The organism is Chitinophaga sp. 30R24, assembly GCF_049056765.1.
GTDB lineage: Bacteria > Bacteroidota > Bacteroidia > Chitinophagales > Chitinophagaceae > Chitinophaga.
This window is the reverse complement of record NZ_JBJGXX010000002.1, coordinates 262,600-276,172: the sequence shown is the minus strand read 5'-3', so window position 1 is coordinate 276,172 and position 13,573 is coordinate 262,600. Positions and strand designations below refer to the sequence as shown.

The 13,573-nt window shown below is 44.8% G+C and carries 10 protein-coding genes and 1 tRNA gene; 1 reads left to right on the top strand and 10 read right to left on the bottom strand.

The genetic code is table 11. From position 1 onward, the window contains the following. Positions 1 to 143: 143 nt before the first annotated feature. The 5 genes from ACDQ55_RS07715 to ACDQ55_RS07695 form a co-directional block, all read right to left on the bottom strand. Positions 144 to 1,118: a FecR family protein gene (locus ACDQ55_RS07715; RefSeq protein ID WP_420980748.1), complete on the bottom strand. Its 975-nt coding sequence runs from the start codon at positions 1,116 to 1,118 to the stop codon at positions 144 to 146. An 85-nt stretch (positions 1,119 to 1,203) separates the two neighbouring features. Beyond that, positions 1,204 to 1,776, bottom strand: a complete 573-nt coding sequence (locus tag ACDQ55_RS07710; RefSeq protein WP_420980746.1) for an RNA polymerase sigma-70 factor — start codon at positions 1,774 to 1,776, stop codon at positions 1,204 to 1,206. Positions 1,777 to 2,142: 366 nt separating this feature from the next. Continuing rightward, positions 2,143 to 2,213, bottom strand: a tRNA-Gln gene (locus ACDQ55_RS07705). A gap of 104 nt (positions 2,214 to 2,317) precedes the next feature. Then, entirely contained in the window at positions 2,318 to 2,797 is a 480-nt protein-coding gene (locus ACDQ55_RS07700) for a hypothetical protein (RefSeq protein ID WP_420980744.1), read from the bottom strand. A gap of 345 nt (positions 2,798 to 3,142) precedes the next feature. Continuing rightward, positions 3,143 to 3,535, bottom strand: coding sequence for an acyl-CoA thioesterase (locus ACDQ55_RS07695; protein ID WP_420980743.1), 393 nt, complete (start codon positions 3,533 to 3,535; stop codon positions 3,143 to 3,145). A gap of 186 nt (positions 3,536 to 3,721) precedes the next feature. Between ACDQ55_RS07695 and ACDQ55_RS07690 the strand changes: the two genes are divergently transcribed. After that, a complete protein-coding gene (locus ACDQ55_RS07690; RefSeq protein WP_420980742.1) occupies positions 3,722 to 4,765 on the top strand; it encodes an alpha/beta fold hydrolase in 1,044 nt (347 codons plus the stop codon). Between the two features lie 143 nt (positions 4,766 to 4,908). On the opposite strand, the gene ACDQ55_RS07685 is transcribed toward ACDQ55_RS07690, so the two are convergent. From ACDQ55_RS07685 to ACDQ55_RS07665, 5 genes are all read right to left on the bottom strand, one after another. Continuing rightward, positions 4,909 to 5,628, bottom strand: a complete 720-nt coding sequence (locus tag ACDQ55_RS07685; RefSeq protein ID WP_420980741.1) for a DUF3823 domain-containing protein — start codon at positions 5,626 to 5,628, stop codon at positions 4,909 to 4,911. Positions 5,629 to 5,644: 16 nt separating this feature from the next. Beyond that, a complete protein-coding gene (locus tag ACDQ55_RS07680; RefSeq protein WP_420980740.1) occupies positions 5,645 to 7,465 on the bottom strand; it encodes a RagB/SusD family nutrient uptake outer membrane protein in 1,821 nt (606 codons plus the stop codon). Between the two features lie 12 nt (positions 7,466 to 7,477). After that, positions 7,478 to 10,879 carry a TonB-dependent receptor gene (locus ACDQ55_RS07675; protein WP_420980739.1) on the bottom strand — a complete coding sequence of 1,134 codons (3,402 nt, stop codon included), beginning with the start codon at positions 10,877 to 10,879 and terminating at the stop codon, positions 7,478 to 7,480. Between the two features lie 304 nt (positions 10,880 to 11,183). Continuing rightward, entirely contained in the window at positions 11,184 to 12,353 is a 1,170-nt protein-coding gene (locus tag ACDQ55_RS07670; protein WP_420980738.1) for a FecR family protein, read from the bottom strand. A gap of 169 nt (positions 12,354 to 12,522) precedes the next feature. Continuing rightward, positions 12,523 to 13,128, bottom strand: a complete 606-nt coding sequence (locus ACDQ55_RS07665; protein ID WP_420980736.1) for an RNA polymerase sigma factor — start codon at positions 13,126 to 13,128, stop codon at positions 12,523 to 12,525. Between the last annotated feature and the right edge of the window lie 445 nt (positions 13,129 to 13,573).

Here is a 13,573-nt window from a genome sequence, read left to right as displayed (position 1 = left end):
CCAGCAGACCATCGGTTACCAGGCCAGTGTGGCTTGCCGGCATTAAAACTTAACTTTTTAGCCTCCCTTCGGGGAGGTTTTTCTTATGTGGGATGCGCTTCTTTTAACATGTTTGATCAGTTTTATTCCTATTTCATAAGTGATTAGCATTTGGCTTTTTTAATGATATAGCTGCCGCCCTGTTTTTCCAGCGTGGCGTTCAGGGTAAGGCATAATTGCTGTAGTGCTTTTTCTAGCGGTAAATGCGTGTTAAATTCCCCGAAGTAGAAACAGCCGGGTGTATCTCCGGTGATGGTGATTTTTACATTATAATAATATCCCAGCTGGGCGGCCACTTCCGGCAAACTTGTCCGGTCATATTTTAGAATGCCTTCGCGGCGGCTCAATATACGATCTGTTGACACCGCATTTTCCCGGATAATAACGCCACTGGATTTACTGAATATAGCCCGTTGCTGTGGCGCTACCAATACAGCTGCAGTGCTGGCGCCAGCCGCCACAGATACTTTTCCGGTTATTACGGTAATGGCTACGTCGGGCTGCGCATCAAAAGCCTGTATATTAAAAGAAGTGCCTAACACCTGTGTGTTTACCCGCCCGCTATGAATAATAAAAGGATGGCTGGCTGCCGCCGCTACTTCAAAAAAGGCCTCTCCCTGCAACACCACTTCCCGGCTACCAGCGCCAAAAGCAGCTGAATATTGCAGTGAGGAAGCGGGACTTAACCACACCAGTGTACTATCGGGCAAGCGAATTTGCTGATGTTCCCCAGCTTTGGTAGCAAAGCGTTGGCCCACCCCCATCTTAACAGGAGCAGTCGGTTTCTGCAACCACCAACCAGCCGCTAACAACAACAATACTGCCACTGCTACGGCTATACGGGGCCACCAGATATATTTTGCAGGCGCCAGGTTTTCCTGTGGCATACGGCGAACGTTCAATAACAACCGCTGCTCTATTTCTGCTTCCAGCAACGCTTTTACGCCAAGATGCGACTCATCCCAAATATCGTCGGCCTTAAAGCTATAATAATAGTTCATCAGCTGCCGTAGCTCTCCCTCGTCTGCCCATCCATTCATCCATTTATCAATCAACGAAAAAAAATCCTGCCTGTTCATGTCGGGTATTTTATGTTTAGTGTCAATATAAAGGGGGATACCCCCAAAGCGGAGGAAAATTTTTTTAGCGCAGGGGAAAGGGATCTTAAGCATTCATCGTTAACCATATCAACACTGCGTAATGAAAAACAGTACGCAATCTGCGCAACGCAATATTGATCTGGTTCTCCACGGTTTTAATGGAAACGTTTAATCGTTGGGCGATCTCTTTATGAGTGAGGTGCTGATCACGGCTCATGCGGAATATGATCCGGCATTTTTCTGGCAATGCGTCTATCAGGTTATTTAATAATCCCTGCAGGTCTTTTACTGCCAGCTCACTTTCCGGGGAAGTAGTGTCCGTTCTTTCGAGCAGGTGATCGAACAGCTCTTCTCTGACTTCACGCCTACGGATATACCGGAATACTTTATACCGGATACTGGCAGACAAGTAAGCTTTCATGGAACTATTGATCTGTATACGGCGGGATTTTTGCCAGAGCTCTGTAAACAGCTCCTGTACCAGGTCTTTGCAAGCTTCCTTATCTTTCAATACCTGGTAAGCGGATAAAAAAAGCGACTGCCAGTGCCTTCTGTACAATAATGTTAATGCTTGTTCATCCCCGCTTTGCAGCAACAGCAGTAGCGCTTCATCTGTTAGCTCCTGGTTGGCTGGCATGGCTGATAGTAAGTTTTATTATGAATAGCTGACAACGCGGTAAATATATAGTTTATATTATTATCCCCTGATCAAAAAAATATAAACGGTAAAAACTTGTATTTACTCCAGGTACACACTGCCAACCCTGCAGGAAGCATGCGCCTATATGGCCAGATATTTCTGCTGCAGAAGAAGTAACAAAAATGGCCTGGACCGGGAAATATCAATAAACAACTGCTACAAAAGATCGAAGAACTTACGCTGTATATTATTCAACAAGACAAGAACACATGACAATCATGAAACAGCAGTTAGAGAGAAATAAGTACACCGTAAGATATAAAAAAAGCCGCTGCAGATATATTTGCAGCGGCTTTTTTATTGTTGCCCAACCAGGATTCGAACCTAGACAAACAGAACCAAAATCTGTCGTACTACCATTATACTATTAGGCATTATTTTTTTGAACGGGATGCAAAGGTAGTTTTTTTCTGAAATAAAACAAATAATTCATACACTGTATTTAAAAATACAATGTAAAAACATGGCATACCCTTACTTACTTTTTAATGGCTATCGTCGCAATACCTACAGCCAGGGCATCTTCCACGCCTCCTAAGGCGGCATCTTTTATCTGTAATTTTTTCCCGGTAAACTGACGCAGGTAGAAGAAAGCATAAGCGGCAGCTACGGCGGCAGCGGCGGCGATCAGTCCACCTTTCCATGATTTATTTCCTTTTGCCTGATAAAGGGTAGCACCTGCCAATGCACCAGAAAGCGCCCTGCCCGCAATACCGGCGGCGGCTATACGATTGCCGAGGGCAGGTGCTTTGTCGAGCACCAATTCCCCTGCCGCCAAGGTTTCTAAATACCGGGCAGTAGCGGGGCGTTGCATAAAGCCTAAGGGAGATTTACGCAATTTCTCAGAAGGGTGCTGACTCACCCAATAGCTGGTAAAAGCAGGCCCCATAGCACTACGCATCCCGGTAACCACTCCCATACAGATGGCTTGCAATAAGCCCGTTGCTTTGTTTTTCATAAGCATTGTTACTTTACCTACAACCGGCATCAATCATTGTGCCACCCAGGCCAGGAGTGCTCTCCGGGCCTTAAGATATATTCAAATAATTACTAATCAATAAATTAGTAAACATATAGTTGATTTGTAATGCTTTTAGCATGCATCGTGCGGCTTGCCTATGGTTTTCCAGCTTCCTTTGCCAGTTATTTTTCAAAAAAAATCCGGATTTCCGACAGTAACAAGCCGGGTTGTTTATATCAAACAACACGGTATTACTTTCGTCTGAAATCCGGAATATTTATAAAGATTTTGCCCCATCTGTTCATAGCAACAAGCATCATTATGGTGGCTCCAACCACTACGCTATTCTTCACGCAAGCGTTCGTCCGTATACGTGATAGCCGTTTTACCGTGGGGTTCTGGCTTTCCGTTTTCATCCACGCTCACAAACACCATCTTATCAATGGTAAGAATCACCTTTTGGGTAATCTTGTTCCTCACCTGGCAGGCAAGCGTTAGGGAAGTTGTGCCAAAATGGGTGGCCTTAATGCCTAATTCCACAATATCGCCCTGACGAGCAGAGTTAATAAAGTTGATTTCAGACATATACTTCGTTACGCAACGATTGGTACCTAACTGGATAATAGAATAAATAGCTGCTTCTTCATCAATCCAACGAAGCAAGCTACCACCAAACAAAGTACCGTGTGCGTTCAAGTCCTCCGGCTTTACCCATTTCCTTGTGTAAAAGTTCATGACAATACTGTTTTTAATCCCATCACAAAGCTATTTCATTCTTACTTACCTTATACCATTTTTCAGCAGGTAAACAACCTATATTCTATCCCGTTAGCACGGCTGTTCTTCTCCCTAAAAGGTAATATCAGGGTTCGATAAAATAATCTTATTTTCATATAGTACAGTCTTTTAAATAAAACAACCATGGCAGCCTCTCCCATCTCTGAGTTACCCATTGCCTTCCTGCAGGAAGGCCACTGCAATACATCGCGGCACCATTCATATTATTTGCAGGCCGGTCCTACAGATGGGCCGCTGATCATTTTTGTACATGGCTGGCCCGAACTGGGCAGGGTGTGGCAACAAGCCATGCAGCATTTTGCCACGCAGGGCTATTGGGTAGTAGCGCCGGATATGCGTGGGTATGGAGAGTCATCTGTTTATACCGGCTATGCCGCATACGCTATAGAAGAAACAGTACAGGATATGCTGGAATTATTGGCCTATCTGGGCCGTTCAGCCGCTATCTGGGTAGGGCACGACTGGGGCGCGCCGGTAGTATGGGGCCTGGCGTCGCAGCATGCTGATAAATGCATAGGAGTGGCCAACCTTTGTGTATCATACCAGCCTAAGGGATTTGCGCCGGCTAACCTCATTCCCCTCGTGAACCGCAATATATATCCTGAAGATCAGTACCCTTCCGGGCAATGGGATTACCAATTATATTATGAATCCCATTTTACCGAGGTACAAAAAACATTTGAAGCCGATCTTTCCCGTACTTTCCGTACACTTATACGCTCCGGCGATCCGAACGGCCTGGGCAAACCTGCATTGTCTGCCTCTATTACCAAAGCAGGCGGCTGGTTTGGTGGCGCGGGCATAGCACCCGACCTACCACGCGACCCGGTAACCCTCCCGGAAGAAGAACTGGCAGCTTATATAACTGCCTATTCGCGCACCGGCTTCTTTGGCCCCAATGCATGGTATATGAACGCAGCGCTTAATAGCGCTTACGCCAACCGGGCGCCACACAACGGGCAGATTACCATACCCGTGCTCTTTATCCATGCGGCTTATGATTGGATTTGCGACACCCTGCACTCCGACCTCTCCAATCCTATGCGGGCAGCCTGTTCCCAACTTAGCGAAGCAACCATCAACTGCGGACATTGGATAGCACAAGAAAAACCTGCCGAGTTAAATCTACACCTGGAAAATTGGATACAACAAACCTTAAAACTTTAATCCTTATCCACATTTCCTCTGTCAACAAGCTTATCAACAGGGCCACAGGTTGGATGTAATGAAAGATCCTATCCTCCCCTTGAAAGAAATAAAAAAACCGGCCATTACAGCCGGTTTTCTTTATAATAGGGCGCAAATAATCATCAAGGCACCTGAACAGGCACAATTTCAGAGTAGTTGAACGCTTTATAGCTATCATCTACCCGAACACCGGCACGCACATAAAACTGCCTGCCAGACTTCATGTTCGGCACACGGATCTCATATACTTTAGTTGCCATATCGTTAGACCAGGGCGCGTTAATACTCAATTTATTATTATTGGTATAATCTGGAACGGTAGCCCCGCTGCCTACATAAGGAGTGATGTTTACAAAAGGCTGCACATCAAGGATATTAGGCAACCCTTCTGTAATAGGTGCGTCCAGCTGGAAATGCATCACCAGGGTGGTGCCATCCAGGGTGGCGGTAAAATTATAGATCTTCATATAGGGAGTTACCTGAAAATCCCGGCTGTTATTATTTCCTTTATTGATATCCATTTCGATGGGAGCTACCGGCCAGAAAGCGCCTCCTATGGGCGTTACGCGGTAGTGGCCACTGAAAAGCTGGGTATCTTCAAAAGTACCATCCGGTTTGGCAGGAATAGTTTGCGGCGCAGGAGTAGCGCTCCAACTCAGCTCTTCCAGCTTTATTTGGAAACCGTTGGTTTCAGTGAGCAGGTTAGCACCTTTAGGATCTGTCTTATCTTTCACATTACCCATAAAGCCGGCATTAGGGCCAGGATAATTATCTGTTTTGGTACAAGAGGCGATTGACAATACAGACAAGCCAATCAATAAACCCTTTATTATTTTCTGCATGGCTGAATTTTTTTAATTAATAATTTGGATTATTGGGATATAAATTAGCGTTCTTACCTAATTCACCTCCTGGCAACGGCTCATAGTAAAATTTCTTCTCAAAAGTATAAGAGCGTTGGAAAGGTTCTACTTCCTTCAGGAAGATATATTTCTTTTCGCTCATTACATAATAGGGCATCAATGCGTGATATTTAGTATTATCCAGTACCTTATCAGCAGTTCTCCAACGTTTCAGATCCCACCAGTATTGCTTTTCAAAAGCCAGTTCCTTACAACGCTCGTTACGTACAGTGTCAATGGTAATATTACCGCTAGCCAATGTAGCGCCGGCACGGTCCCTGATCAAGTTAATATCATCTACCGCATCAGCGGTATTACCCAGCTCCATCGCAGCTTCTGCACGGTTTAAGAGTACTTCTGCATAACGCAGGTCGATCCAGCTAGTAGTACTTTTATACAAGCCGCAATCTTCTTGTGGTTTATTGTAGTCAATATATTTTCTCACATAAAAACCTGTACGGGTAAAGTTATCATCATTGGTACTCATACCCGCATTACCGATTACACTCATGCCGTTGATCAACACGTCTGTTTTGGCAGCCAGGTGACGATATGGGGCATTAGGCGGGTTCATGCTCACTTCATCTGCGGCAGTTCCAGTGAACTGATCGTAAATACCCCTGCGGGTATCGAAGGTCAATCCTCTTAAAGTAGCGCCAGGGAAATAGATGGTAGCCAGCAAACGTGGCTCCAGACCCTGCATCAGATCGGCCACATCGTTAAAGCGGCGCGGTGTTCCGTCGGGGTTAACAACAGGAAGAGGGCCAGCAAAACGTTCTACAAATTCCAAAGTAGGATAAGCGCGGGAAAGACCATCTGCAGTCATATAACGGCAAGTCATGGTAGCATCCCAGCTATGCGCAGTGTTAGTAGTTAATGAGTAATCCCTTACGAAAATGCTCTCATTACTGGACTGGTCCAGGAACAGGTCTGTAAAGTTCTTTACCTTATCATCCATTTTCTTTTTGTAGAGATCATAATGACCTTCTACAGCTTTTGCAGCATCATACGCCTGTTGGAAGAAACCATTTGCAGCATCAGCAGGAATACCTGCCAACCCCTGGTCGCGGGCATCGCCAGCCACATAATTGGCGGCGCCATATTTGGCAATAGTGCCGGCATATAACATCGCCCTGGATTTCAGCGCCTCAGCTACATATTTGTTAGCCCTGGCACGCGGACTGGTTTCCGGCATCAGTAGGGCAGCGCTATCCAGATCGGATGCAATAAAATTCCATACATCCACTTCCTTATCGCGATGTACCAACAATTCATCCTTAGCTGCGTCGAAAGCCTGTGGATATTTAATAATAGGCACACCTCCATATCTTTTCACTAAAGAGAAATAGAAATAGGCGCGGCAAAAATAAGCTTCTCCCAACCAACCATTATATTTCGCTTTATCAAATTTGGAAGCATATTTCGGCATCATGGAAAGGAACGTATTCACGTTACGGATATTATCATAAGGCCAATAACCGAAGCCGGTAGCGGCTTCGCCAGTGCTGCCAAATGGTCCTACCAACTCCCCGCAAATAGCACCCGAATGATAAAACTGCTGCCAGTCGCGGTTAAAACCACTTTCATTCGGACGATAAAAGAAATCTTCTATAGGTAATGCTTTGTAAATATTAGCCAGGTAAGCAGTTACGCCTGTTTCGTTGGTAAAGATGTCGGCCTCTCCAATAATGTTCAGCGGCTTTACATCCAATTTGTTACAGGCGGCAAGGGTAGCTCCCGCAAAGGCTATCGCTATTATAAATTTAAATTTCTTCATGTTGTTGTCGGTTTAAAAAGTTACACTCGCTCCAATGCTGAAAGTTCTGTTCATAGGGTATTTATAACCACCCTGGGAATAATTCCAGTCTGCTCCGCTAGCTACTTCGCCCGGATGTTCCGGATCACTGTTTTTCAGACCGGTGAATGTGGCCAGGTTATAACTGTTCACATATACTCTCACGTTACCGATACCCACTCTGCGTAACCAGGCCTGAGGCAGGGTATAACCCAGCTCCAGCGTTTTAATGCGGAGGTAAGAGGCATTCTGTACCGCCTTGGAACCGGATGCATCAGGAGAACCCATAGCAGGATAATAACCAGGTACCCAAACAGTATGAGGATCAAATACATCTGCATTAGGATCTGCTGTATGCCATCTGTCCATGAACTGGGTCAACGCACTACGTTGGTACATCAACGGGCTCGCCATCTGCTCTGCGTATTTTACATAAAACTGGGTAGCTCCCTGTAACAATACGTTCAGGTCGAGGCCTTTCCAGGATGCACCCAACGTAACACCGTAGTTCACCATTGGGATATCACGGGTAGCAATAGGTACTTCGTCTTTGGAATCGATCACACCATCATGGTTAATATCCTTGTAGTAGTAATCTCCAGGCACTACGTTTTGATTTCCTCCACCAGTGTTTACGTTATGGTTATAGATCTGGTCATAGGAAGTAAAACGGCCATCGTATTCTGTACCCCACCAGATATTGGTGTAACGGTCTTGCTGGGAATTTTTCCAATTATCGTAAGAGTTACCTGCACGGGTTTGTACCTTGTCAAGCATTTCTCTTCTGGTAGTAAATAAATTAGCGCTCACATGGTAGCTTACCTCACCAATATGGTTACGATGGGTTAGGGTAAACTCAAAACCACGGGTGCGGTCACTTTCCAGGTTCTGCTGTGGCAGGGAAGCACCCAGCGTTCCTGGCACAATAGCGCTGGCAACGGCCGGTAAACCACTTCTGTTCCTAATAAAATATTCAGCGGTAAAACCAATCAGGCCTTTATACAATTCTATATCCAAACCAAGGTTAAGGGTTTTGGAAACCGTCCAGGTAAGATCCGGATTTACCACGCCTTTAGACACGGTACCATTCACGAAACTACCACCCATAATGTAACCGCCGGAGGGGTAAACATAGCCAGGGAAACTTTGGAAAGCAGTAGCTGCATCATCCCCTGTTTTACCATAAGATACGCGGGCTTTCAAGTTGCTCAGGATGCTGGGGGAAATAATATTCTGCACAAAAGGTTCTTCGCTCAAGCGCCATCCGGCAGACACCACTGGGTAGAAGCCCCATTGTTTCGAATGCACATATTTGCTGGAGCCATCCTGACGGAAACTGAAGTCGATATTATATTTACCCCTGTAATCGTAACCAAACTGACCAATAACACCTTTCGTTACCACCTGGGAAAGGCCATTGGCATCCATCGTAGCCCGCTGATTTACATCATCACCGGCAAACAGGTAAGGAAGCCCCAGAGAATATTGGCGCTGGGCACTGAAGTTATCCACATTGGTGTTGGATTCTTCATAAGTGAGCAAGGCGCTCACGCTGTGCGATTTACTGAAACTGCGTTTATAGTTCAACGATAACTGGAACAAAGTGGCGGTATTATTCCGGTAAGCGCGGTTTATTGTAGCGGGACTATTTACAGTAGTAGGATTGTAGCTATCTGTAGCCGCCTGGTAAGTGTATAACTTATATGCTTGGGAGATAATGTTGTTGTCTGAAATATTAGTACCGTAGTTGTACATACCTCTTGCCATTAACCCCTTGATACCAGGCACTTCATATTCCAGCCCTAATTGACCCTGGAAATTTTTATTGCGGAAACTCTGGCCACCAACAATATCAGAATTGGTAATAATAACCGGATTGGCGTTATCATCCACCCATTGAGGATAAGCAGGGTTGTTATTAGCATATACCGGGTTGGTAGGCAACTGGTTCCAGGTATATTTAAACATTTCCCAAATCCCCCTGCCACCAGGTTGATTCTTGGTATCTATAAACCCGGAAGTCAGAACAGAAGCTTTTAAACGCTTAGTGATCTTGGCATCGATATTAGCACGGAAGTTAAAACGGTTGTAATTCATATCCCCGCTTTTAAACATCCCATCCTGTTTTATGTAGCCCAGGTTAAAGAAATAATTGATCTTGTCGGTACCACCATTCACGCTCAGCGTATGTTGTGTTTCCGGCGAAAAATCCCTCATGGTAGCACCTACCCAATCAGTAGATTGCTTCGTGCCATCCAGATAAGGTTTCATATCCGCCAGGGAAAAGGAAGGTGGCTTTTGTGTAAGGAAGTTACCTCCGAAATCGCGTTTGGTTTGTTCATTTTTCAGGATCATATAATCCGCTGCGTCCACACTTTTAGGCGAATTCAGGAACTGTTGCCAGCTTTGGTTAACAGAGTAAGTAATATCAAATTTACCGTTTGCTGATTTAGAACCTTTCTTAGTGGTAACGAGGATTACACCGTTTGCGGCACGTACGCCATAGATAGCAGCAGTTGCATCTTTCAGCACAGAGATATTATCTATTTCATTCGGGTCCATGCGGGAGAAATCGCCGGAGCTACGGGGAACTCCATCAATTACTACCAATGGCGTACCACCCATACCGCGAACATCAAATACGTTGTCATATGCGCCTGGCTCACTGCTTTTCTGCAGGATACGCAGACCTGGCACTTTACCGGTCAGCATATTCACCACGTTTTCGTTTTTGGTGGTTACTATTTCAGCCGCTTTGATGGTGGCTACGGAGCCGGTTACCCTGGTTTTAGCCTGGATCTGGCCGTAACCCACTACCACTACATCGGTAAGGCTATTGATTTGTGATACCAGGCGGATGTTAAATTCCGTGCGATCGCCCACTGTTACTTCCTGCGTAACATAACCCAGGTAAGTAAATTGCAATACGGCATTTTTATCTGGTACAGTCAGGGTAAATTTACCATGCTGGTCGGTGCTGGTACCGGAAGTGGTGCCTTTTACATGCACGTTCACTCTCTCCAGCGGCGAGCCGGTAGAATCCTTTACAATACCGGTTATTGTAATAACCGCTACAGGCACTTCCGGTTGGTTAGCCACAGGTTTTACCTTGATCACCACCGTTTTGTTGATGATATCGTAGGATAACGGCTGGTCTTTCAGACACAATTTCAGTACATCATCCAACTGTGCATTGTTTACCTCAATACTAACAGGGTTAGCACTAGACAACAACTGGTCGTTATAAAGAAAGTTGTACCCACATTGCTTGCGGATACTTTTAAATATTTTTTCCAAGGTAACGTGGTTGCCTGAAAGCGAGATCTTCTCTTGAGAGAAGCCTGTTGCACTGGCCTGCAGGAAAACAGCTATGGTTAGGAACATCGTCAATTTCATAACGAGGAAAATTTTGGGTAGGCAAATAACAGGCATGGGCCTGCATTTGCAATCTGCGTACAATTGCATACTTTCGTAATGTTTACGTTTTGAATTAATAACTCCGCAAGAGCGTTAATGCGAGACTAGACTTACCAGGAACACTAGCCCTGTTCCTGGTTCTTTCTGTCGTGGAATGCTAAGTTTTCATGCCTGTGCCGTGGAATTTTAGTTATAATTATTTCATTGGTACTTTTTCCTGTACTTCCTCTTTTGTTGGTAATAGGATTCTCCTGCCTAGCTCATAACGTTCTGCTACGATTGCTTAATACTGTTTCATAACGGTTGCTTTCCTGTTCTCGATCTTAAACTTTACATTTCCTGCCAATTCGAGCATTTTGAATACCTCTGATACATTCACATGTTTACTGATGTTGCCACTTAGGGAAACATCCGGTGCATCCTCGTAATATACATCCACATCATACCATCTGGATACTTGCCGCATTATTTCGTAGATGCTGGTATGATTGAAGGAAAATTCACCGTTTTTCCAGGCAATCACATGATCCACATCCGCTTGCTGAATGCTTAATCCACTGCTACCATCCCGCTTTCCTATTGCTTGCTGCCCGGGTTTCAGAAGGGCTCCCTTCCCACCGTCGCTAACAATTACCGCACCTTCCAATAAGGTGGTGGCCACCGTGGCTTCATCACCGTAAGCCATCACATTGAAATGGGTGCCCAGGTCTTTTATCTCCATACCTTCCACTAATACACGGAAAGGCATTTTATCATTATGTGCTACTTCAAAATATGCTTCTCCTTTTAGGGTCACATCCCGTTGGCTACCGGTAAATGCTACCGGAAATTTTAAAGAAGAAGTAGCGTTTAGCCATACCTTAGTGCCATCCGGTAAAATAACCTGGAACTGGCCACCGCGTGGAGTGGTTAATGTATTATAAGCCAACACATTTCCACCTCCCTGGGCCTGGTACCGCAAAGCTCCCCCCTGCTGATGAATAGCTGTACTACCTTGTTGCAGCAATTGATTACCCATGCTGTCCAGCGTTACTGTAGAACCATCGGCCAGCGTCAGGGTTGCCTTATTACTTCCCGGTACCACATCTGTAATATGGCTTACCGAAGCCACTGCTCTAGGCGCAGTGTTACGGCTTTGCATATAGTGATAAATACCCTGCGCTACCAGCAACAACATTAACACAGCCGCCACATACTTCCAGTAGCTGCCCATCATCCTTTCTTTAGCTACCGGTTTTGCAGCTATAATATGCCGGAACATTTTATCCCAGTCTACTTCGTTGACACGGACACCTGGCTTTGTTGCTTCCAACTCTTTTTCTAGCAACGTATGCAACGACTCCTCTTTCCCCGAAGCGATATATGCATATAATTCCTTCAGCTCCCCCTTGGTACAACAACCATCCAGGTACCGACGTAATAAATATTGCAACCGATCCGGCTGTGATGACATGCGTAACTAAATTAAGTGTTTAACAACAGCATTGCTCCATGCCTATATAAAATGACGAATGTGCGAATGCGGTATAACCGTCTTAAAAGAAAATAATTTTTTTTAAAAAGAAAGTGGTAAAAGTGTTGATAACAGAATCGGTCGTATATGGATCTCCGATAGGTATAGATCAGCATAACCTGTTCCAGGCAACCAGCCAGCAAAACAAAGGCAGAAAATGGGCGTGCCGCTCCAGGAAAGACTTAACATACTTCAATGCCTCTACCAGTATATTATTTACCCTGCTTTTGGATAGCCCTAACCGTTGGGAAATCTCAAGATGGCTCAAGCCTTCCTGGCGGCTCATATTAAACACTAACTGCTTTTGCCTGGGCAAACGGCTGATAGCCTGATCTATCAGCTGATAGTAATCCTGTGATTGTAAATGGTTTTCTAATGTGTTATCTTCCGCTATGGTAATACTATTCCATACTCGGTCCAACAAACGCTGATCCCTGGCTACTTTCCGCATATTGTCTAACGCTTTGTTGCGGGCAATCACAAAACAATAATGTGCTGGCCGGTCGATGAAAGGCAGGCTTTCCCGGTTGGTCCATATTTTCAAGAAAGTATCCTGCACAATTTCTTCTGCGTCTGCAGTGGATTTGGTTAAACGCTCTACGAAAGTAAATATCAGTGGAGTATAATGATCAAAAAAACTACGGAACGCAACTTCATCGCCGCGCGCAATCAAACATAATAGTTCCCTCTCATTATGTAAGCTTTCTACATACAAGTGTTTTGGTCAGTTTTTTGCATAAATTTAGGTAAATAGATTAAATATGCAAGATGTCAAATGCCCCATCTAATAGAAAATTTAAAGCTGATTACCAGATGTGTAGGGCAACATCAACATGCAGATCCAATTAACAGAAAAACTGGAAGATATAACGGTACCGGCAATAGCAAATAACGAATAGGAACGCACCGAAATAAAGTATCCTTGTTAACACAACAGCAAGACAAAATGTACTGCCATCACTTTATCTCAGCGCCGGCTACACGCAGTAATATAAATACCGATGCAGATCTAGGAAAAATAGCCATATAAAATGACAACCCACAGTGCAACTGGAACAGGATAAAACTACACCTGATCTTGGTAGTCAGCAGCCAAGTAACAGCAGCATCAACCGGATTACATAGCAACAATAGGATTTTGCTTTGACCCAACTTTTAAA